This window comes from Limimaricola variabilis (assembly GCF_014195545.1).
GTDB classification, from domain to species: Bacteria; Pseudomonadota; Alphaproteobacteria; order Rhodobacterales; family Rhodobacteraceae; genus Limimaricola; species Limimaricola variabilis.
Genome location: NZ_JACIBX010000020.1, coordinates 11,928 through 33,024 on the forward strand (window position 1 = coordinate 11,928; position 21,097 = coordinate 33,024).

Sequence of the window (21,097 nt, forward strand, 5' to 3'; positions counted from 1 at the left end):
GAGAGGAAGATGCTGGGACCGACCGCGCATGAGGACAGCTTCTCGCGCGACAACCTGCCGCCGATGGATCAGTGGCCGGAGCTTCTGCTCGACGGCTTTGACTACCCCGAGCGGCTCAACGCCGGGGTCGAGCTGTGCGACCGGCTGGTTGAAAAGGGCTTTGGGGACCACACCGCGCTGATCGGCAATGGCCGCCGCCGCAGCTACAAGGAGCTGATGGACTGGACCAACCGCATCGCGCGGGTGCTGGTCGAGGATTACGGCGTGAAGCCCGGCAATCGGGTACTGATCCGCTCGGCCAACAACCCGGCGATGGTCGCCTGCTGGCTGGCCGCGACCAAGGTGGGGGCGGTGGTGGTCAACACCATGCCGATGCTGCGTGCGGGCGAGCTGTGCAAGATCGTCGACAAGGCCGAAGTCAGCCTGGCGCTCTGCGACACCCGGCTGATGGACGAGATGGTGGCATGCGCCAAGCAGAGCCTGCATCTTCAGAAGGTGGTGGGCTTCGACGGCACCGCCAATCACGACGCCGAGCTCGACCGCGCGGCGCTCGACAAGCCGGTCACGTTTCAGGCGGTGGAGACGGGGCGCGACGACGTGGCGCTCCTGGGTTTCACCTCCGGTTCGACCGGCGTGCCCAAGGCGACGATGCATTTCCACCGTGACCTGCTGATCATCGCGGACGGCTATGCCAAGGAGGTTCTCGGCGTCACGCCGGATGACGTTTTCGTCGGCTCGCCGCCCTTGGCCTTCACCTTCGGACTGGGCGGGCTCGCGGTGTTTCCGCTGCGCTTCGGCGCGGCCGCGACGCTCCTCGAGACGGCCTCGCCGGCCAACATGATCGAGATCATCGAGAAGTACCGCGCCACGATCTGCTTCACCGCGCCCACCGCCTACCGCGCCATGCTGCGGGCGATGGAGGAAGGGGCGGATCTGTCGAGCCTGCGCTGCGCCGTCTCGGCCGGCGAGACGTTGCCCGCGCCGGTCTATCACGAGTGGATGGACAAGACCGGCAAGCCGATGCTCGACGGGATCGGCGCGACCGAGCTTCTGCACATCTTCATCACCAACCGGCTCGACGACAGCCATCCGGGCTGCACCGGGCGCCCCGTCACCGGCTATGTCGCCAAGGTGGTCGATGACGAGATGAACGAGGTGCCGCGCGGCACGGTCGGCCAGCTCGCGGTCAAGGGGCCCACGGGCTGCCGCTACCTCGCCGACGAGCGCCAGCGCGAATATGTCCGCGACGGCTGGAACCTCACCGGCGACGCCTTCACCCAGGACGAGGAGGGGCGTTTCCACTTCGCCGCGCGTTCCGACGACATCATCCTCTCGGCGGGTTACAACATCGCGGCGCCCGAGGTGGAGGCGGCGCTGCTGTCGCATGACGCGGTCGTCGAATGCGCGGTGGTGGCTCATCCCGATCCCGAGCGCGGGCAGGTGGTTCAGGCGCATGTCGTGCTGGCCGAGGGGCAGGAGCCCTACGAGGCGATGGTCAAGCTGCTGCAGGATCACGTGAAGGCGCAGATCGCGCCCTACAAGTATCCGCGCTCCATCGTCTTCCGCGGCGCGTTGCCCAAGACGGAGAGCGGCAAGATCCAGAGGTTCCGGCTGCGCGAGGGATCGAAGTGACCGACGATCCCGTCATGCGGTTCGAGGGCAAGATGTCCTACACGGACTATCTCGGCCTCGACGCAGTGCTCACCGCGCAGCATCCGCGCACTCAAGAGCATGACGAGATGCTGTTCATCGTGCAGCATCAGGTGACCGAGCTGTGGATGCGCCTCGCGCTGCACGAGCTGGACGCGGCCCGCACCGCCATCGCCGAGGACCGGCTGCGCCCAGCCTTCAAGATGCTGACCCGCGTGGCCCGGATTTTCGAGCAGATGAACGCCGCATGGGACGTGCTCAGGACCATGACGCCCAGCGAGTACACCCGCTACCGCGACGCGCTGGGGCAGTCCTCGGGCTTTCAATCCTGGCAATACCGGCTGATCGAGTTCACGGTGGGCAACCGCAACGAGAAGATGATCGGCCCGCACGAGCATCGCCCCGACATCGTGGAGCGGCTGCGCGCCGAGCTGGCGCGGCCGAGCCTCTACGACACCGCCATCGGTTGCCTCGCCCGCGCCGGCTTCGACGTGCCGGAGCAGGCCGCTCATCCCGACGAGCGGGTGATGGCGGCCTGGACCGAGGTCTACCGCGATCCTGAGACGCATTGGCCGCTCTACGAGCTGGCCGAGAAGCTGGTGGATTTCGAGGACTACTTCCGCCGCTGGCGCTTCAACCACGTCACCACCGTGGAGCGGGTCATCGGCTTCAAGCGCGGCACGGGGGGCACGGGCGGCGTGAGCTACCTCAAGCGAATGCTCGAAATCGAACTCTTTCCAGAGCTTTGGCACTTGCGTACCAATCTATGACCGGCAGCAAGACCGGCATTCACAGGGAGACGAGAATGACCAGATACCTGACGACGACCGCCTTGGCGCTGTCGATGATCGGCGGCGCGGCGATGGCCGAACCGGTCAAGGTCGGCATGATCACCACGCTCTCGGGCGGTGGCGCCAGCCTCGGCATCGACACCCGCGACGGCTTCATGCTCGCGGTCGAGGAGGCGGGCAACCCGGAGCTGGAGGTCGTCATCGAGGACGACCAGCAAAAGCCCGAGATCGCGGTGCAGCTGTCCGACAAGATGATCCAGTCCGAGGATGTCGACGTGCTGACCGGCATCGTCTGGTCGAACCTCGCCATGGCGGTGGTGCCCGGCGCCACGCGGCAGGGCAAGTTCTACCTGTCGACCAACGCCGCGCCGTCGCAACTCGCCGGCAAGGGCTGCCATGAGAACTACTTCTCGGTGAGCTACCAGAACGACAACCTGCACGAGGCGGCCGGCGCCTACGCCACCAACGAAGGCTTCGGGACCATGTTCATCATGGCGCCGAACTACCCGGCCGGTCAGGACAGCCTGGCGGGCTTCAAGCGCTTCTACGAGGGCGAGGTCGCGAGCGAGGTCTACACCCAGCTCGGCCAGACCGACTACGCCGCCGAGATCGCACAGATCCGCGACAGCGGCGCCGACGGGCTGTTCTTCTTCCTGCCGGGCGGCATGGGGATCTCCTTCATGAAGCAATGGGCCGAGGCGGGCATCGACATGCCGGTCGTGGGTCCGGCCTTCTCCTTCAGCCAAGACATCCTGCCCGCCATCGGCGACGCGGCGATCGGGGTGAAGAACACCGCCCAGTGGTCGAAGGACATCGACAACGAGGCAAACGCGCATTTCGTCGAGGCCTTTGAGGCGAAGTACGACCGTCTGCCGTCGCTCTACGCGGCGCAGGGCTACGACACGGCGCGGCTGTTGCTCGCGGCGATGGACAAGGCCGACATCTCGGATGCCGACGCCTTCCGCGAGGCGCTGCGCGCCGCCGAGTTCGACAGCGTGCGTGGCAAGTTCTCCTTCGGGCCGAACCAGCACCCGGTGCAGGACATCTATGTCCGCGAGGTGGTCTCCGAGGACGGCACGCTCACCAACAAGATCGTCGCGACGGCGATGGAAGACCGCGGCGACGCCTACGCCGAAGAGTGCAAGATGTGATCCGCGGCGGCGGGCGTTCGCGCCCGCCGCACCCCTGTTGAGAGGCCCGTCCCATGTCGATGATCCTGCTGATCGAACAGCTGCTGAACGGCATCCAATCCGGTCTGATGCTGTTCCTGATGGCCGCCGGGCTGACGCTGGTCTTCGGCGTGATGGGGCTGATCAACCTCGCGCATGGCTCGCTCTACATGGTCGGCGCCTTTGCCTGCGCGGGCGTGGCCGCGGCCACCGGATCGTTCTGGCTCGGTCTCGCCGCCTCAATCGCGGCGGCAGCGGCGGCGGGTGCGATCGTCGAGGTGGCGGTGATCCGCAGGCTCTATGCGCGTGACCATCTCGACCAGGTGCTCGCGACCTTCGCGCTGATCCTGATCTTCTCGGAAGGCACGCGCTGGCTCTACGGGTCCTTTCCGCTTTATCTCAACGTGCCGGCCGCGCTTTCGGGCAGCGTGACCCTGCCGGGCGGCATCCAGTATTCGCTGTTCCGCCTTGCCATCATCGGCGCGGGGCTCGCGGTCGCGGTGGGGCTGTTCCTATTGATCGGCAAGACCCGGATCGGCGTGCAGGTCCGCGCCGGCGAGGCGGATCGCGAGATGATCGCCGGGCTCGGCGTCGATATCGGCCGTCTCTACACCCTCGTCTTCGCGCTGGGCGCGGCGCTGGCCGGGCTGGCCGGGGCGCTGGTCGGCACGATCCAGTCGGTGCAGGTCGGCATGGGCGAGCCGGTGCTGATCCTCGCCTTCGTTGTGATCGTCATCGGCGGCATCGGCTCGATCAAGGGCGCGCTGATCGGCGCGCTGCTGGTCGGTCTCACCGACACGATGGGGCGGGTGCTGCTGCCGCCGCTGTTCAGCCTGTTCATGGAGACCTCGGCCGCCACGTCGATCGGCGCGGCGCTGGCCTCGATGGCGATCTACATCCTGATGGCGCTGGTGCTGGTCGTCCGGCCCGGTGGCCTGTTCGGAGCGCGGGCATGAGCGCGGCCGAGATCCCGGCGCCGCGGGCGCGGCGCGCGGCGCCTTCGCGCGAGACGCTGGTCAATGCGGGGCTCGGGCTGGCGCTGCTGGTCTTCGGGCTTGGCGCCTGGCTGCTCGACGAGCCCTTCCTGATCACGCTTGCCACCAAGGTGGCGATCCTCGCCATCGCCGGGGCCGGGCTGAACCTCGTGCTGGGCTATGGCGGGCTCGTCTCCTTCGGCCACGCCGCCTATTTCGGGATCGGCGGCTACACGTCGGGCATCCTCGCGCATCACGCGCTGAACTACACGCCGATGTTCGAATGGCCCTTCCTGTTCGAGGGCTCCACCTCGATGCCGTTGATCTGGCTGTTCGCGATGGTCCTCGGCGGGCTGGCCGCGCTGGCGATCGGCGCGCTGTCGCTCCGGACCACGGGCGTCTATTTCATCATGATCACGCTCGCCTTCGGGCAGATGATCTTCTACTTCGCGATCTCCTGGCCGGCCTATGGCGGCGAGGACGGGCTGCCGATCTATGTGCGCAATGGCTTCCCGGGGCTAAACACGCTCGACCCGATCCAGTTCTTCGCACTGGCTGTGGCAGTGCTGTTCGCGGTTCTGGGGCTGATCTCCATGCTGGCGCATTCGCGGTTCGGCCTCGCGCTTCAGGCGGCGCGGCAGAACCGGCAGCGGCTGATGGCGGTCGGCATCCGGCCCGGCGGCGTGCTGCTGGTGGCCTTCGTTATCTCCGGCGCGATTACCGCGCTGGCAGGCGCGCTCTACGCCGATCTCAACCGTTTCGTCAGCCCCTCGATGTTGTCGTGGCACCTGTCGGGCGAACTGCTGGTGTTCCTGATCCTCGGCGGCACCGGACGGCTCTTCGCACCGTTGGCCGGGGCGGGGCTCTACATCACGCTCGAGCACGTGCTGGGCGGGGTGAGCGACTACTGGCAGTTCTACTTCGGCCTGCTGCTGCTGGGGGTCGTGCTCTTCGCACGCGGCGGGGTGATCGGCTTCCTGACGGGAGGGCGTCATGGCTGAGCCAATCCTAGAGATCACCGGACTACGGAAATCCTTCGGCGCGCTGAAGGCGACCGACGACGTGTCGCTCGATCTACGGCCGGGGGAGATCCACGGGCTGATCGGGCCGAACGGCGCGGGCAAGTCGACCCTGATCAAGCAGATCGCGGGCGAGATCACGCCCGACGCGGGCGAAGTGCGGCTCAGGGGCCGGTCGCTCTCTGGTATCGATGCGGCCGGGCGGGCGCGGCTGGGCATGGCGCGCAGCTTTCAGGTGTCCTCCGTGGCGCCGGAGTTCACGGTGCTGCAGAACGTCGTTCTGTCGGCGCAGGGCGCCTCGGGGGCGACCTTCCGTTTCTTCCGGCCGGTGATGCGCGACGCGGGCCTGCTGGCCACGGCGCATGATTGCATCACACGGGCAGGGCTGTCGGGGCGCGAGACGGTGCCCGCGGCGGAGTTGGCCCATGGCGAGCGGCGCAAGCTCGAGATCGCGATGGCGCTGGCTCTGAAACCGGCGCTGTTCCTGCTCGACGAGCCGATGGCAGGGATGGGCACCGAAGGGGCGCGGGCCTTGGGCGATCTGCTCGACGGGCTGCGCCACCGGGCGCCGATCCTGCTGGTGGAGCACGACATGGACGCGGTGTTCCGGCTGTCGGACAGGGTTTCGGTGCTGGTCTATGGCCGCATCATCGCCACCGGCTCGCCGGAGGAGATCCGGGCCGACGCCGAGGTGCAGCGGGTCTATCTGGGGGAGGAGGCATGAGTGCGCTTCTGGAGGTCGAGGACCTGACCGCCGCCTATGGCGCCAGCCAGGCGCTGTTCGGCGTGTCGCTGTCGCTGGGCGAGGGCCGGGCGCTGGCGCTGATGGGCCGCAACGGCATGGGCAAGACCACGACCATCGCCTGCATCATGCGGATGATGGCCGCGCGCTCGGGACGGATCGCCTTTGCCGGTCACGACCTCGCCCGGCTGCCGGCGCATCGTGCGGCGCGGCTCGGGCTGGGGCTGGTGCCGGAGGGACGGCGGGCGTTTCGCGGCCTCACCGTGCGCGAGAACCTGATCGCCGCCGCGCGCCGGGGCGAATGGACGCTGGAGCGGGTCTATGCGCTGTTCCCTCGGCTGGAAGAGCGAGCGCAGCAGCGCTCAGAGACGCTGTCGGGGGGCGAGCAGCAGATGCTGGTGATCGGTCGCGCGCTGATGACCAACCCCAAGCTCCTGATCCTCGACGAGGCGACCGAGGGCCTCGCGCCGGTGGTTCGGGCCGAGATATGGTCCGCGATCCGCGCGCTCAAGGCCCAGGGCCAGTCGATCCTCGTGGTCGACAAGTCGCTGCGCGAACTGGCCGAGGTGGCCGATGACTGCGTCGTGCTGGAGCGCGGCCGCGACGTCTGGCACGGGACGCCGGCGGCGCTCACCGGCGACGTGGCGCAGCGCTTCCTGGGGGTCTGAGATGGGCTTCGTCACCACCCGCAAAGTGCGGTTCGAGCATTGCGACCCCGCCGGGATCGTCTTCTACCCGCGCTATTTCGAAATGCTGAACGCCTGCATCGAGGACTGGTTCGAGGACCGGCTTGGCCATAGCTTTGGCGCCATCCATGTCGAGGGCGGCCATGCCGTGCCGACCGCGCGCTGCGAGGTGCGCTTCACCGCGCCGAGTCGGATCGGCGATCCGCTGGCGCTCACGCTGCGGGCGCGGCGGCTGGGGCGCAGCAGCCTCGACCTTTCGATCGACGTGGCGAGCGGCGCGGAGCCGCGGCTGCATGCCGATTTCACCCTGGTCCACGTGTCGCAGTCATCGGGCCGCGCCGTGGCCTGGCCCGAGCCGCTGCGCGCGGCCATCATCCGAGAACTTGAAGAAGAGGCGCCGCATGGCACATGAGATCATCCATCCCGAGGGCTGGGCGCCCGCCAAGGGCTACGCCAACGGCGTCTTGACGCAGGACGGGCAGCTGTTCGTCGGCGGCCAGATCGGCTGGACCGCCGCGCAGGTGTTCGAGGCCAAGGATTTCGTCGGCCAGATGGAACAGGCGCTGCGCAACATCCTCGCGGTGGTCGAGGCGGCGGGCGGCGGTGCCGAGCACATCACCCGGCTGACCTGGTACGTCACCGATAAGCGCGAATACCTGGCCCGCCAGCGCGAGGTCGGCGAGGCCTATCGCCGGGTGCTGGGGCGGCATTTCCCTGCGATGACCATGGTTGTGGTGGCCGGTCTGGTCGAGGACGAGGCGCTGGTGGAGATCGAAGCGACGGCGGTGATCCCGCGCTAGGCCTCCGGCTCGGGGCGCAGCGGCACACGGCCTTCGGGCGTCAACAGCCAGATCTCGCGCCCCTCGATCACCGCCGCGGCGAGCGGCCGGCCATAGGCCGCGCCGCCGTCGAGATCGACGCGGTTGCCGAAGTGCCGGGGCCGTTCGAGCGCCGTATGGCCGTGCACCACGAGGGGCCCGTGATCCCGGGCATCTTCGAGCCAGCCGTTGCGGATCCAGACGAGGTCATCCTCGGTCTGCTCGGCCAGCGGCACGCCCGGGCGAATGCCGGCATGCACGAAGAGCGCTTCGCCCCGCGCGTGGTAGAGCGGCAGCGCCGCGAGAAAATCGCGATGCGCCGCGGGCACCTTCGCCAGCGCCTCGCGATGCACCTCGTAGGGGTCGCGTCCCGCCACCTGTGCCACGCCATAGCTTTGCAGCGTGGTGTCGCCGCCGAGCCTCGGGTCGAGCCAGTCCAGATCCGGTCGCAGCCCCGGATCCTGCCAGTCCGGATCCTCGAGGAACTTGCGGAACAGCCGGTCGTGATTGCCGAGCAGCACGATCCATGGCTGGCCAGCCTGACGGCCCTCGATCAGCATGTCGATCACCGCCCGGCTGTCCGGTCCGCGATCGGTCAGATCGCCCAGATGGATCACCGGGGCGTCGTCGTCACCGGTCCGTTCGCGGTCGGCCGCGATGAGGTCATGCGCCATCCGGAGCTTTTCCGGATGGCCGTGGATGTCGCCGATGGCGTAGCTGCGCGTGTTCATGCGGCCGAGCCTAACGCGCGGCGCCACGGCGGCAAGCTCAACCGGGCAGGGCGGCGCGGTCGAGCGTGACGACGCGGTCAGCGCCGAACTCATGCGGGCCGGTGACGGTACCGTCGGGCCATTCCACCGTGACCCGGGCCCCGGTCTCCGCGCCCAGCCCGACATGCAGCGGCCCGAGCCGCCCGCCGGCGTGACCGCCGCCGATCGTGTTCTGCAGCACCTGGCGTCCGGTCCCGGTCTCGACCGTTACCAAGGCGCCGATGGCAAAGCGGTTGCCGCCGGGCTGCCGCAGCTCAATCCCGAGCCAGTGACCCGTGCCCTCGGTCACGTTGCGCCACAGCTCGATCGGCGCGCGGCGGTTGACCACCACGAGGTCGAGCCGTCCGTCACCGTCGAAATCGGCAAGCGCCGCGCCGCGCGCCCGTTCGGTCGTGGCGATCCCGGCCGTGACCGAGGCCTCCTCGAAGCGGCCATCGGCGCGCTGCATGAGAAGGTTGTTGGGGTCGCGCATGGCATTGGTGGGCATCTGGTCGACATTGCCCTTGGCAATGAACAGGTCGGCCCGCCCGTCATTGTCGACATCGCCGAACTCTGCATGCCAGCCGGTCGAGGGGCGGCCGTCGTCGCCGATATGCGGCCGCTGCGCGTAGGAGCCGATCGAGAAGGGGGCCGCGGCATAGCTGCCATCCGCCTGCGCCAGTTGCAGGAGCTGATCGCCCATCGAGGTCAGCATCACCTCGTCGCGGCCATCGCCATCAAGATCGCGGCCCGCGATCCCCATCCCCCAGAGCGAGACCCGGGGCCAGCCATCCGCCTCGGTCAGGAAGCGGCCTTCATCGATGTCCCACATCTGCTCGTAGCCATCGCGGACATAGTAATGGCGGTCGTTTGAGATCCGCAGCGAGCGTTGCCCGCGCGCGTCGCGGGCGGCCAGCATCGACAGCGCGCAAAAACCCGGCTCGAGCGGCTCCGACCGCCACCCCGTGCTCTCGGGGCGCAGGATCGCGTTGGCGTCGCAGGTGCCGAACGGCCCTTCGGGGTCGTCGCGGTCGACATAGTTTCCGACCGCCATGACGGGGCGGGCGTCCTCCTCCCACCAGGCGGTGAAGGCGGTGGTCCAGGCGTCGCCCGCCGGCAGGCCGAGCGTCTCCGTGGAATCCTCGAAGCGGCAATCACCCAATCCGCGCAAAAGGAGGTTCGGCCCGGCCCGCATCACGAAGAGATCCGCCTGGCCATCGGCATCGGCATCGAGCGGGTAGGCGCCGGTGACGCCGGTGAGATCGGGCAGGGGCACGGTGTCGAAGGCGAAACCGCCACGGTTGCGCCATAGGCGGGCGGGAGACTCGCCGCCCGCGGCGAAAATGTCGGGCCGAGCGTCGCCGTCGCAGTCCATGACGGCCACGCCGCCGCCGACGAAATGCTCCCAGCCGCCCTCATAGGCGTGTGGGCCGAGCGCGGCCGAGCGGTCCTCGAACAGCGGTTGCGCCAGCGCCGCGTTGGCTCCGAGCGCGCAGGAGAGGGTTACGAAGGCGGCCACCGATACGCGCCAACCGCCGCGCGCAGGACGTTCTTCGCGCATCGTCATGCCGACCGCGCCTCGGCCAGAACCGTCTCGGTGACGGCGGCCAGCGCCAGCGCGCTGGCGCCGCGCGCCCAGACCAGATCGCCCCAAGCATGGATCTCGACCCGCGCGGGCGTGCGGCCCTCGACCAAAGTCATCGCCTGCATCTCGGCCAGCACCTCCTCGGCGTAGAGATAGTCGTAGCGCATCCGCTCGCCCGAGAGGATCACCAGATTGGGGTCGAAGAGCTGGATCACGTTGGACAGGCCGAGCGCCATGTAGCGTCCGGCGCGGTTGAAGATGGTGCGGGCGGCGCGGTTGCCGGCCTTGGCCTCGGCATAGAGCGCGTCGAGCATCACTTGCGGGCTCGATGGCGATCGGCCCAGCGCGGTGGCCGCCTCGCGCGCAAGGGCGTAGTCGGCGATATAGGCCTCGAGGCAGCCGCGCCGGCCGCAGCGGCACAGCGCGCCGTCGAGCTGCACCTTGGTGTGGCCCAGCTCCATCCCCATGCTGCGCTCGCCACGATAGAGCCGGTTGTCGATCACCAGCCCCATCCCGACGCCATGCTCGATGGTGACGACGGCGAAATCCGAGCGCTGCCGCCCGACGCCGAACCACAGCTCGGCCAGCGTCAGCATGTTGGCGTCGTTGTCGACCAGCACCGGCAGGCCGAAGCGGCGGCTGGCCTCGGCGCCCAGCGGCATGTCCGGCCCGAGATGCGGCGACCACAGTACCGTGCCTGAGGTGTGGTCGACCATGCCCGACAGGCCTACCCCGACCGCGAGCAGCGCTTCGCGCGGCTGCTCGGCCTGTGTCAGCACCGCCTCGATCAGCGCTTCGATCTCGTCGCAGGTCTGGTCGAGAGAACGGCGCGTGGGCGGGGCGGGGCGGGCCGCGTCGGCCAGGATGGTGCCGGCGAAATCGGCCAGCACGGCGGTGTTGCGTTCGTCCGAGATCTTGATGCCGATCACGAGCCGTCCCTCGGGGACCAGTTCGAGCGCGACGGGCGGGCGGCCACGGGTCGCGGCGGCGGGGGCGGCGCCCTCGACCTCGCGCAGCAGTCCCATGGTGATCAGCTCGGAGGTGATCGTCGTCACCGAGCCGGCGCTGACCCCCAGCGCGCGGCTGATCTCGGCACGGGCGGCGCGCCCGTTGGCGCGGACATGCTCGAGGATCTGCTGACGCAGCGGCCGCGCTTCGCGCTGGCTGCCCGGCAGCATCGGCCCGACTCCATGTTGCGGTTCTGCAACGGATGCGGCCTCCTCCGCCGCGTTCGCGTCGCTCATTGTTCTCTCCCCGAATTATCTGCGGGCTTCTCCGGGCCGAGATTTTCGGATCGCCCAAGATGGGTCCGGCCTGCCATAGATTGTTACCCTTATTAGGCAAGCTTTGGCAAAATATATTTTGACAATCGAATTAATTGTGCGAGTGTGACGCTCAACCGGTTTCCAGGAGGGACCGGCATCCCGGTGGGACGGGACATTTTCTAGGGAGGATACCCATGCGCAACGCAATTCTGGCCGCCGTCGCCCTGACGGCCGGCTTCAGCACGACCGCGATCGCCGAACAGCACGGCATGACCGTGGGCGTGAGCTGGTCCAACTTCCAGGAAGAGCGCTGGAAGACCGACGAGGCCGCGATCAAGGCCGCGCTCGAGGCCGCCGGCGCCGAATATGTCTCGGCCGACGCGCAGTCCTCGTCCTCCAAGCAGCTCTCCGACGTCGAGAGCCTGATCGCCCAAGGCGTCGACGCGCTGATCATCCTCGCGCAAGACACCCAGGCGATCGGTCCCGCCGTCGAAGCGGCCTTCAACGAAGGCATCCCGGTCATCGCCTATGACCGCCTGATCGAGGACGACCGCGCCTTCTACCTGACCTTCGACAACGTCGAGGTCGGCCGGATGCAGGCCCGCGCCGTGCTCGAGGCCGCGCCCGAGGGCAACTACGTGATGATCAAGGGCTCGCCCACCGATCCCAACGCCGACTTCCTGCGCGGCGGTCAGCAGGAAGTGCTGCAGGAGGCGATCGATTCCGGCGCGATCACCATCGTCGGCGAGGCCTATACCGATGGCTGGCTGCCCGCCAACGCCCAGCGCAACATGGAGCAGATCCTGACCGCGCAGGACAACCAGATCGACGCCGTGGTCGCCTCGAATGACGGCACCGCCGGCGGCGCCGTGGCCGCGCTCACCGCGCAGGGCATGGACGGCATCCCGGTCTCGGGCCAGGACGCCGATCACGCCGCGCTCAACCGCGTCGCGCAGGGCACGCAGACCGTCTCGGTCTGGAAGGACAGCCGCGAGCTGGGCCGCGAAGCCGGCGAGATCGCCGTCGAGCTGGCCTCGGGCACCGAGATGAGCGCCATCGAGGGTGCCGAAGAGTGGACCTCCCCCGCCGGCACCACGCTGTGGGCCAAGTTCCTCGATCCGGTCCCGGTGACCCGCGAGAACCTCGACGTCGTGGTCGATGCCGGCTGGATCGACCAGGAGACGCTGTGCCAGGGCGTCACCGGTGACGTCCCCGCCTGCGCCGAATGACCCTCGCGCCCCGGCCCGGTGATCCGGGCCGGGGCCCTCGCGTTCCAACGCCATGCGCGCTCCCCCGCGCCGCTCTCCGTCCAGGAGTCCCCAGATGTCCGATACCGATACCGTTCCGAACGCCGCGCCCTCCGGGCAGCGGCCAGCGGAAAAGGCCCCCGCACGCTCCTTCATCAATCAGCTCGAGATCGACCTGCGCCTGCTCGGCATGGTCGGCGCCTTCATTGCCGTCTGCGTCGTCTTCAACGTGATGACCGACGGGCGTTTCCTGACGCCGCGCAACATCTTCAACCTGTCGATCCAGACCGTTTCCGTGGCGATCATGGCCACCGGCATGGTGTTCATCATCGTCACCCGGCATATCGACCTGTCGGTCGGTGCGCTGCTGGCCACCGCCTCGGCGGTGATGGCGATGATGCAGACCCGCTGGCTGCCCGACACGCTCGGCCTGCCGCTGGGCCACGCGGCGCTGCCATGGCTCGCCATCGTGGCAGGCCTGATCACCGGTGCCGCGATCGGCGCCTTCCAGGGCTGGCTCGTGGGTTACCTCACCATCCCCGCCTTCATCGTGACGCTGGGTGGTCTGCTGATCTGGCGCAACGTCGGTTGGTACATCACCAGCGGCCAGACCATCGGGCCGCTCGACGAGACCTTCCAGGCCTTCGGCGGCATCAACGGCACGCTCGGCGCGCAATGGAGCTGGATCGCGGGGCTGCTCGCCGCCGCCTTCGCCGTGGCCGCTCTGTTCTCGGCGCGGCGCAACAAGATCGGCCATGGCTTCCCGGTCAAGCCGATCTGGGCCGAGGCGGTCGTCATGGCCATCGTCGCCGGCGCGATCCTGGGCTTCGTTGCGATCCTCAATGCCTATGAAATCCCGTCCCGGGTGCTGGCGCGCGACTTCGCAGCCCGCGGCATGGAGATGCCCGAGGGCTACACCGCCGCCTACGGCATTCCCTACTCGGTGCTGCTGCTGATCGCGGTGGCCGTGGTGATGACCGTGATCGCCCGCAAGACACGGCTCGGACGCTACATCTTCGCCACCGGGGGCAACCCCGACGCGGCCGAGCTTTCGGGCATCAACACCCGCCTGCTGACCGTCAAGGTGTTCACAATCATGGGCATCCTGGTCGCGATCTCGGCCGTGGTCGCCTCGGCGCGCCTGACCAACCACTCCAACGACATCGGCACGCTCGACGAGCTGCGGGTGATCGCCGCCGCCGTGATCGGCGGCACCGCGCTCTCCGGTGGAATCGGCACGATCTACGGCGCCATTCTCGGCGCGCTGATCATGCAGTCGCTGCAATCGGGCATGGCGATGGTCGGCGTCGACGCGCCGTTGCAGAACATCGTCGTCGGCACCGTGCTGGTCGCCGCCGTGCTGATCGACATCATCTATCGCCGCCGCATCGGAGGGAAGTGAGATGGACCGCAACACCGATCCCCGCGCCAACGGCGCCAAGCCGTTGGTCGAACTCAAGGACATCCGCATCGCCTTCGGCGGCGTGCAGGCCGTCGACGGCGTCTCGCTCGATCTCTACCCGGGCGAGGTGGTGGGGCTGCTGGGCCATAACGGTGCCGGCAAGTCGACGCTGATCAAGATCCTCTCGGGCGCCTACAAGGCGGATTCGGGCGAGATCTGGATCAACGGCGAGAAGGCCAACATCCAGAGCCCCCGCGACGCGCGGCGCTACAACATCGAGACCATCTACCAGACGCTCGCGCTGGCCGACAATCTCGACGCCGCCTCGAACTTGTTTCTCGGGCGCGAGATCACGACCAGGATCGGCTTCGTCGACGACGCCAAGCAGGAGGCCGAGACGCGCAGGATCATGGCGCGCCTCAATCCCAACTTCCGCAAGCTCTCCGAGCCGGTCTCGGCGCTGTCGGGCGGCCAGCGGCAGTCGGTGGCCATCGCCCGGGCGGTCTACTTCAACGCCAAGATCCTGATCATGGACGAACCCACCGCCGCGCTCGGCGTGCACGAGACGGCGATGGTCGCGGACCTGATCAAGGAGCTGAAGGCGCAGGGTCTCGGCATCTTCCTGATCTCGCACGACACGCGCGAGATGATGGATCTGTGCGACCGCGTCTCGGTGATGAAGAACGGCCAGCTGGTCGGCACCGAGCGTGTCGAGGACGTCACCGAGGACGACATCCTGTCGATGATCATTCTCGGCAAGAACCCAAAGCGCGAAGCCGCCTGAACACACGCTCCGCGCGAATTCCGGGCCGCTCCGCGAGGGGCGGCCCGTTTTTATTTACACAGTCGTAACAGTGGCTTGCGCTGTGACCTCCGGTTGGACGAGCTTGCCGGAGCTGCAGGGAGGGCGTAACCGCTTGCCGCGACGGCATGGGCCGCTAGGGTCTGCCGCAAGCGGGCAGGCCGACCCGGGGAGCGTGAGATGCAGACCGAGCAGTTCCGACAGATCGTGGAAGAGGCGCGCAGCGCGCCGTCGCCGCTCAACACCCAGCCCGCCCGCTGGCGGCGCAAGGGCGACGCGATCCTGATCGGCTGCGACCCCGAGGCGGTCCTGAAGGTATCCGACCCCAATGCCGTCGCGGCCGGTCTTGCCTGTGGCATGGCGGCCGAGGCGACGATCCTGGCGCTGTCGTCGCGGCGGATGGGCGCGGTCTTTACCGACCAATGGGCGCAGGATGACCGCGATACGTTGCCCGGGCTGCGGATGGCGGGGCGAATCACCCTCGAGGCACAGACCGACACCGACCCTCTGGCCAAGCAGCTGCCGCTGCGCTTCGGCCATCGCGGCCCATACGAACCGGGGCCGGTGGATCTCTATGGCTGGACGCGACGCGACGCGCTGCTGATCACCGATGCCAGCCGGCGCGACTGGCTCGCCGACCTGTACGACCAGGCAATGATGACCCATCTGCGAAGGCCCGAGGTTCGGCACGAGCTGCTGTCCTGGCTGCGGATTCGCCCCCGGCACCCACGCAAGCGTTATGACGGGCTCGACCGGGCGGCGCTGCAGCTCGAGCCTCGGGCGGCATTCAAGGCACGGATGGCCTTGGGGCCGCTATGGCGACCGGCCGAGATGTTCGGGGCAGTAGGGAAGGTGACCAGCGAGGCCGAGCAGATCCGCTCGTCCGCCGTAATCGCGCTGTTCCACCGCCCTGCGACCGACAGCCCCGTTACCGCCGGGCGGGCGCTGCTGCGATTGCTGCTGGAGGCCACGAAGCTCGGTCTCGCGGCGTGGCCGATGGGGGTGCTGACCGCCGATGACGCGGCCCGCGATGAGATCGCCCGGACCGTCGGCCTCGACCCGGAGCGGCGGCTGCTCCAGGTGGTGCGGCTGGGCCGTGCCAAGTCCCGGCCCGGGCGCATGGCGCGGCGGCCTCTGGAGGAGCTGATCGTCTGACGCTCAGGCGTGGCGCAGATCGGCCCAGATCGGTAGATGATCCGACGCGGCGGGGGCAGGCTGCTCGTGCCAGACGCCGCTCTCCTCGACCACCACGCCCGCGCCGGTCGCGATCCGGTCGAGCGCGGCGACGGGGCGGCGCGAATGGTAGCTGCGCCCAGGCGCGTGGATCTCGAAGCGCTTCGCCAGCCGCCCCAGCCCGACCCGTTCCGACCATTCGTTGAGATCACCGGCCAGAACCGTGGGGCGCTGCGGCATGCGGTCGAGCTCGTCTAGGATATGGGTGAGCTGGAGCCTGCGTGAGCCGCGGAGCAGCCCCAGATGCAGCCCACCCACGCGCAACGGCCCGGCCGGGGTCTCTAAATCGGCCGCGATGGCGCCGCGCGGTTCGAAGCCGGGCAGCACCATCCGGTGCAGGCCGCTGACCTCGATGCCTTCGCGCACCAGCATCGCGTTGCCGTGCCAGCCGAGGCTCTTGGCCGACTGCCCGAAATCCACCGCTCGCAGCCCGGAGAGCTGGCTCAGCTCGGTCAGCGGGATCGCGGTGGGCCGGGCGCCGAGCCGCAGGTCGGCCTCCTGCAGCACCACGATGTCGGGCTCCAGCGCCGCGATCACGTTGCAGACCCGTGCGGGGTTGCGGCGCCGGTCGGTGCCGAGCGCCTTGCGGATGTTGTAGCTCACCAGCCGCAGCCGGCCGGGGCGAAGATGCGGATCGCTCATGGTCCCCTCACAGCATCGGCGCGCCGAGGCGGAACACGCCCTCGGCAAGGCGGCGGCCGATATTCGGGCGCCGCACGCCTTCGCGGCACAGCGCGGTTTCGGCCTCGAACCAGTCGGACAGCAGCGCCACCGAGGGCGCATCGTAGACGAAAACCGCCACCTCGAAGTTCAGGAGCATCGAGCGGACGTCGAAATTGGCCGAGCCGGCCCATGCGGCTCCGTCGATCACCCCGGCCTTGGCATGGGTCATCTGGCGCGGCAATTGCAGCACCCTTCCTCCGGACTCGGCCAGCGTGCGCAGATAGGCGCCGCGCGCGAAATCGGCGATCCGCTGGTTCGAGCGGGCCGGAACCATCACCCGCACGTCGACGCCGCGGCGCGCCGCGGTGCACAGCGCGGCGTTGAGCGGCTCTGTCGGTAGGTAATAGGGCGTGGCGATCCAGACCCGGTTCGTAGCGGCATGGATCATCTGCACCAGCACGTCGTGCAGCGGGTCGAGATGGGTGTCGGGGCCCGAGGGCACGACCTGCACCACCGCCGTGCCGGGGCGGGCGGCGACGTGAAGCTCGGGCAGCGGCTCGGCCTCGTGGTCAGCCACGCCCCAATCGGCGCGAAACAGGTCCCACAGCACCTCGACCGACGGACCCTCGAGCGTGAAGGACAGGTCGCGCCACAGCTCGGGTGCCCGCGCGCCCGGCGCGATCTGCGGCGGGAACCCCATGTATTCGCAGCCGACATTGCGGCCGCCGGTCCAGGCGCGCGCCCGGTCGGCGATGATCATCTTGCGATGGTTGCGCAGGTTCATGTGGCCCTTGAGCGGCCAGTTCAGGAAGGGCTGGTGCCACCGCAGCTGGCCCCCGGCAGCCTCGAAGCGGCTGAGCGCCTCGCGCGGGCACCAGAAGCCGCCCAGCCGGTCGATGATCAGCCGCACCTGCAGTCCCGCCTCGACCTTGGCGGTCAGCCGGTCGACGAAGTCTCGGCCGATCGCGTCGTCGTGGATCAGGTAGAAGGTGATGTCGAGCTCGTGCTCGGCGCCCTCGATCATCTCGCGCATCGCCTCGCGGGCATGCTTGGCATCGCGGTGCAGCTCGATCCTGTTGCCCTCGCTCGCCGCCGGGACGCCATAGGCGCGGAACGCCTCCGACGGCCCGCCCGCGGGGTCGGGGCGCGCACCGCCATTCATCGAGGAATAGCGGATGAAGGGATGCCGCGACCGGGTCTTGCGAAAGCCCAGCGCGAAGAACAGCGGGATCGCGGCCCAGGGCAGCAGGATGATCGCGAGGATCCATGCGGCGGCGGATTGCGGGGTGCGGCGCTGCTGCAGCAGCATCACCGTCGCGGTGAGCGCGAGACCGACACCGATCAGGGTCAGCAGAAAGGTGTCATAGTTGAACAATCGCGCGGGTTCCCTCTTCTGCGGCCAGATGTGAGCCAAACGCCGCATGGGCGCAACGGGGTTCCCGGCTGCGTGGCAAGGCCGCACAGACGTTGCGCATTGGCGGCAGTTGGACCGGGGAAGGGCCGCCGCTAGCTCTTGCGTGACAGCCAGCGGAGAACGACATGGAACTTGGCCTCTATACCTTCGGCGATGTCGGGCGCGACCCGGTGACCGGCGCGCAGGTCGACCCGGCGCTCCGCCTGCGCCAGCTGGTCGAGGAAATCGCGCTTGCCGACGAGGTCGGGCTCGATGTCTTCGGTCTGGGCGAGCATCATCGCCCCGACTATGCCGTCTCCGCGCCCGCGGTGGCGCTCGCGGCGGCGGCGGGACGGACCAGCCGCATCAAGTTGAGCAGCGCGGTGACCGTGCTCTCTTCGGACGACCCGATCCGGGTGTTCCAGCAATTCGCGACGCTCGACAATCTTACGGACGGGCGGGCCGAGATCATCGCCGGGCGCGGCTCCTTCATCGAGAGCTTTCCGCTCTTCGGTCATGACCTCGAGGATTACGAGGACCTGTTCGAGGAGAAGCTGCAGCTTCTGATGGCTCTGAACGAGGGCGAGGTGATCCGCTGGCCCGGTAGCGCGCACACCCATCAGATTCCCGGTCGCGGCGTCTATCCGCGCCCGGTGCAGGAGAGATTGCCGATCTGGCGAGCGGTCGGTGGCTCGCCGCAATCGGTCGCGCGCGCCGGTGCTCTGGGCCTGCCGATGGCACTCGCCATCATCGGCGGCGAACCCGCGCGCTTCGCACCGCTCTTCGACCTCTATCGCAAGAGCGCGGCGCAGGCGGGACATGACCCGAAGAGCTTGAAGACCTCGCTCAACGTGCATGGCTTCGTCGCCGATACCAGCCAGCAGGCGGCCGACATCATCTACCCGGCGCAGGCCGAGGTAATGAACCGGATCGGTCGCGAGCGAGGCTGGGGGCCGACCAACCGCGCCCAGTTCGACGCGGCGCGCAGTCCCAATGGCGCGCAGTTCGTCGGCAGCCCGGCCGAGTTGGTCGACAAGATCCTGGCGATGCACGAGATCTTCGGTTTCGACCGGATGCTGATCCAGATGGCGATCGGTGTCTACGACCACGCGCAGCTGATGAAGGCGATCGAGCTTCTGGGCAGCCGCGTGGCGCCCGAGCTGCGCCGCGCCACCGCCTGATGCGGGTTGGCGTCATCTCGGACACGCATGGTCTTCTGCGACCTGAGGCCCTCGCCGCGCTGGCGGGGGTCGACCACATCCTGCATGCGGGCGATATCGGGCGCGAGGGGCTAGTGGCCGAGTTGGAGCAGCTCGCGCCGGTCACCGCGATCCGCGGCAACATCGACACCGCGCCTTGGTGCGCCGCCTATCCGGAGTTGGCGGAGCCGGAGCTGGGTGGCACCCGCATCCACATGCGCCACGACCGCAAGACGCTCGATTTCGACCCGGCGGCCAGCGGAATCGACGTCGTGATCAGCGGCCATTCGCACAATCCGCTCATCGAAACGGTCGAAGGCGTCGTTTATCTCAACCCAGGCGCCGCCGGGCCACGCCGGTTCAAGCTGCCGGTAACGCTCGCGATTCTGCATCTCGGGGCAGGGGCGCCGCGCGCCGATCTTCTCCATCTGATCGATTGATCCGGCCAATGCCGCGCTGCGGCGTACGCAGCGGGTTGCCAGAACGATGCTCCTCCCGTAGCTTTCAACTAGTGAAATACAATTCCACTATGCGAAACTTCAGGGAGGAGACTGAAATGACGCGACTTCTGAAGGCGGCCCTCGCCTCGACGATTCTCGCCGGTGCCGCGCTCGGCTCCATCGCCCATGCCGAAACCACGCTGTTCTTCGGCGAGGCCGGTCCCAACCGCGGCGCCCGCGCCGAGGCGCTGAACTGGTTCGTCGAGGACGTGAAGACCCGCACCGACGGCGAGCTGAACTTCGACGTGCAGTGGGGCGGCGCCCTGTTCAAGGCCGACGCCGCAGCCCAGGCCGTGGCCGACGGCGTGGCCGATGCCGGCACGATCATCGGTGTCTACTTCCCGCAGGAGATGCTGGCCTACGGCATCGCCGACCTGCCGGTGCAGAACCCCGACCCCTGGGTCGGCATGAAGGCCACCGACGAGCTGATGCGCGGCTCCGAGGCGATCCAGGCGAACCTCGCCGACCAGAACCTCGTCTATCTCGGCACCTACACCACCTCGGCGGTGCATATCGGCTGCAAGGGCGCGGCGATCCGCACGGTTGAGGACATCGACGGGCTCAAGGTCCGCGGCGTCGGCGCCTATGGCAAGACCTTCGCGGATTTCGGCGCGAACCTCGTCAACATGTCGATCTACGACGCCTATCAGGGCCTCGATTCCGGCCTGCTGGATTGCAGCCAAGGCTATTCCTATGCCGTCGGCGCGCTGAACCAGCAGGAGGTGATGGACAGCTACACCCTGCTGAACTGGGGCCAGGTCGGCGCGCTCGGCATCTTCATGAACAAGGACGCCTTCGACGCGCTGCCCGAAGACCAGCAGCAGGCGCTGATGGAAGCGGGCAAGGGCCTGTCGGATGAGTTCGGCCGTCTCGTGAACGCCGATAACGATGCCGCCATCGAGAAGATGAAGGAAGCCGGTGTCGAGATCATCGAGCTGCCCGCCGAGGAGCGCGCCAAACTTGTCGAGAAGGGCAACACCTATCTCGAAGAGTGGGCGACCCAGGCCGATGCCGCCGGTCTCGACGGCGAGGCGCTGCTCGAGGAGTATCGTGGGCTGATCGAGAAGTATCAGGCCGAGGTCGACGAGAAGGGCTATCCCTGGGAGCGCGGCTGACCCGCGACCCCGAGATCCCGGGCGGCGCGCCTCACACGCGCCGCCCATTTCACATCACCGAACATCCGCGATGACCGGCGGGGGCATGGCCCGCG

The 21,097-nt window shown here is 68.4% G+C and carries 21 protein-coding genes; 16 read left to right on the forward strand and 5 right to left on the reverse strand.

The window, feature by feature from the left end:
• The first annotated feature begins 9 nt into the window (after window positions 1–9).
• From FHS00_RS16675 to FHS00_RS16715, 9 genes are read left to right on the forward strand one after another with little or no spacing between them, the layout of a single operon-like run.
• Window positions 10–1,632 carry an AMP-binding protein gene (locus FHS00_RS16675; protein WP_183475233.1) on the forward strand — a complete coding sequence of 541 codons (1,623 nt, stop codon included), beginning with the start codon at window positions 10–12 and terminating at the stop codon, window positions 1,630–1,632.
• Window positions 1,633–1,646: 14 nt separating this feature from the next.
• Window positions 1,647–2,420: a tryptophan 2,3-dioxygenase gene (kynA, locus tag FHS00_RS16680; RefSeq protein ID WP_183475264.1), complete on the forward strand. Its 774-nt coding sequence runs from the start codon at window positions 1,647–1,649 to the stop codon at window positions 2,418–2,420.
• Window positions 2,421–2,455: 35 nt separating this feature from the next.
• Window positions 2,456–3,592: an ABC transporter substrate-binding protein gene (locus FHS00_RS16685; RefSeq protein WP_183475234.1), complete on the forward strand. Its 1,137-nt coding sequence runs from the start codon at window positions 2,456–2,458 to the stop codon at window positions 3,590–3,592.
• 53 nt (window positions 3,593–3,645) lie between these two features.
• Complete coding sequence (locus FHS00_RS16690) at window positions 3,646–4,566, forward strand: branched-chain amino acid ABC transporter permease (protein ID WP_183475235.1); 921 nt, start codon at window positions 3,646–3,648, stop codon at window positions 4,564–4,566.
• Entirely contained in the window at window positions 4,563–5,585 is a 1,023-nt protein-coding gene (locus FHS00_RS16695) for a branched-chain amino acid ABC transporter permease (protein WP_183475236.1), read from the forward strand. The genes FHS00_RS16690 and FHS00_RS16695 overlap by 4 nt, the downstream gene beginning before the upstream one ends.
• The gene (locus tag FHS00_RS16700) at window positions 5,578–6,327 is read left to right on the forward strand and encodes an ABC transporter ATP-binding protein (protein ID WP_183475237.1); all 750 of its coding nucleotides are present in this window, start codon (window positions 5,578–5,580) and stop codon (window positions 6,325–6,327) included. Before FHS00_RS16695 ends, FHS00_RS16700 begins: the two co-directional genes overlap by 8 nt.
• Window positions 6,324–7,013, forward strand: coding sequence for an ABC transporter ATP-binding protein (locus FHS00_RS16705; RefSeq protein WP_183475238.1), 690 nt, complete (start codon window positions 6,324–6,326; stop codon window positions 7,011–7,013). Before FHS00_RS16700 ends, FHS00_RS16705 begins: the two co-directional genes overlap by 4 nt.
• A gap of 1 nt (window position 7,014) precedes the next feature.
• Window positions 7,015–7,443 (forward strand): acyl-CoA thioesterase, encoded by a 429-nt coding sequence (locus FHS00_RS16710; protein WP_183475239.1) that lies wholly within the window; start codon window positions 7,015–7,017, stop codon window positions 7,441–7,443.
• Complete coding sequence (locus tag FHS00_RS16715; RefSeq protein WP_183475240.1) at window positions 7,433–7,831, forward strand: RidA family protein; 399 nt, start codon at window positions 7,433–7,435, stop codon at window positions 7,829–7,831. Before FHS00_RS16710 ends, FHS00_RS16715 begins: the two co-directional genes overlap by 11 nt.
• On the opposite strand, the gene FHS00_RS16720 is transcribed toward FHS00_RS16715, so the two are convergent.
• From FHS00_RS16720 to FHS00_RS16730, 3 genes are read right to left on the reverse strand one after another with little or no spacing between them, the layout of a single operon-like run.
• Window positions 7,828–8,580, reverse strand: a complete 753-nt coding sequence (locus FHS00_RS16720) for a metallophosphoesterase (protein WP_183475241.1) — start codon at window positions 8,578–8,580, stop codon at window positions 7,828–7,830. The genes FHS00_RS16715 and FHS00_RS16720 overlap by 4 nt on opposite strands.
• A 37-nt stretch (window positions 8,581–8,617) precedes the next feature.
• Entirely contained in the window at window positions 8,618–10,165 is a 1,548-nt protein-coding gene (locus tag FHS00_RS16725; protein WP_183475242.1) for a CRTAC1 family protein, read from the reverse strand.
• Window positions 10,162–11,427: an ROK family transcriptional regulator gene (locus tag FHS00_RS16730; protein ID WP_183475243.1), complete on the reverse strand. Its 1,266-nt coding sequence runs from the start codon at window positions 11,425–11,427 to the stop codon at window positions 10,162–10,164. The genes FHS00_RS16725 and FHS00_RS16730 overlap by 4 nt, the downstream gene beginning before the upstream one ends.
• Before the next feature lie 215 nt (window positions 11,428–11,642).
• On the opposite strand from FHS00_RS16730, the gene xylF reads away from it, so the two are divergent.
• The 4 genes from xylF to FHS00_RS16750 all read left to right on the forward strand — a co-directional run bounded on the left by xylF (window position 11,643) and on the right by FHS00_RS16750 (window position 16,054).
• The gene (xylF, locus tag FHS00_RS16735) at window positions 11,643–12,677 is read left to right on the forward strand and encodes a D-xylose ABC transporter substrate-binding protein (RefSeq protein ID WP_183475244.1); all 1,035 of its coding nucleotides are present in this window, start codon (window positions 11,643–11,645) and stop codon (window positions 12,675–12,677) included.
• Window positions 12,678–12,771: 94 nt separating this feature from the next.
• Window positions 12,772–14,097, forward strand: a complete 1,326-nt coding sequence (locus tag FHS00_RS16740) for a sugar ABC transporter permease (RefSeq protein ID WP_221188894.1) — start codon at window positions 12,772–12,774, stop codon at window positions 14,095–14,097.
• A 1-nt stretch (window position 14,098) separates the two neighbouring features.
• On the forward strand, window positions 14,099–14,881 hold the full coding sequence (locus FHS00_RS16745; protein WP_183475245.1) for an ATP-binding cassette domain-containing protein: 783 nt from the start codon (window positions 14,099–14,101) through the stop codon (window positions 14,879–14,881).
• 198 nt (window positions 14,882–15,079) lie between these two features.
• The gene (locus FHS00_RS16750) at window positions 15,080–16,054 is read left to right on the forward strand and encodes a nitroreductase family protein (RefSeq protein ID WP_183475246.1); all 975 of its coding nucleotides are present in this window, start codon (window positions 15,080–15,082) and stop codon (window positions 16,052–16,054) included.
• A gap of 3 nt (window positions 16,055–16,057) precedes the next feature.
• Here the strand turns inward: FHS00_RS16750 and FHS00_RS16755 are convergent, their stop codons facing one another.
• Together FHS00_RS16755 and FHS00_RS16760 are read right to left on the reverse strand one after the other, a co-directional pair.
• Entirely contained in the window at window positions 16,058–16,774 is a 717-nt protein-coding gene (locus FHS00_RS16755; RefSeq protein ID WP_183475247.1) for an endonuclease/exonuclease/phosphatase family protein, read from the reverse strand.
• Window positions 16,775–16,781: 7 nt separating this feature from the next.
• Window positions 16,782–18,170, reverse strand: a complete 1,389-nt coding sequence (locus tag FHS00_RS16760; protein ID WP_246391429.1) for a phospholipase D-like domain-containing protein — start codon at window positions 18,168–18,170, stop codon at window positions 16,782–16,784.
• 164 nt (window positions 18,171–18,334) lie between these two features.
• On the opposite strand from FHS00_RS16760, the gene FHS00_RS16765 reads away from it, so the two are divergent.
• The 3 genes from FHS00_RS16765 (at window position 18,335) to FHS00_RS16775 (ending at window position 21,002) form a co-directional block, all read left to right on the forward strand.
• Window positions 18,335–19,369 (forward strand): LLM class flavin-dependent oxidoreductase, encoded by a 1,035-nt coding sequence (locus FHS00_RS16765; RefSeq protein ID WP_183475249.1) that lies wholly within the window; start codon window positions 18,335–18,337, stop codon window positions 19,367–19,369.
• Complete coding sequence (locus tag FHS00_RS16770) at window positions 19,369–19,827, forward strand: metallophosphoesterase family protein (protein WP_183475250.1); 459 nt, start codon at window positions 19,369–19,371, stop codon at window positions 19,825–19,827. Before FHS00_RS16765 ends, FHS00_RS16770 begins: the two co-directional genes overlap by 1 nt.
• A gap of 116 nt (window positions 19,828–19,943) precedes the next feature.
• A complete protein-coding gene (locus tag FHS00_RS16775; RefSeq protein ID WP_183475251.1) occupies window positions 19,944–21,002 on the forward strand; it encodes a C4-dicarboxylate TRAP transporter substrate-binding protein in 1,059 nt (352 codons plus the stop codon).
• The last annotated feature ends 95 nt before the right edge of the window (window positions 21,003–21,097 follow it).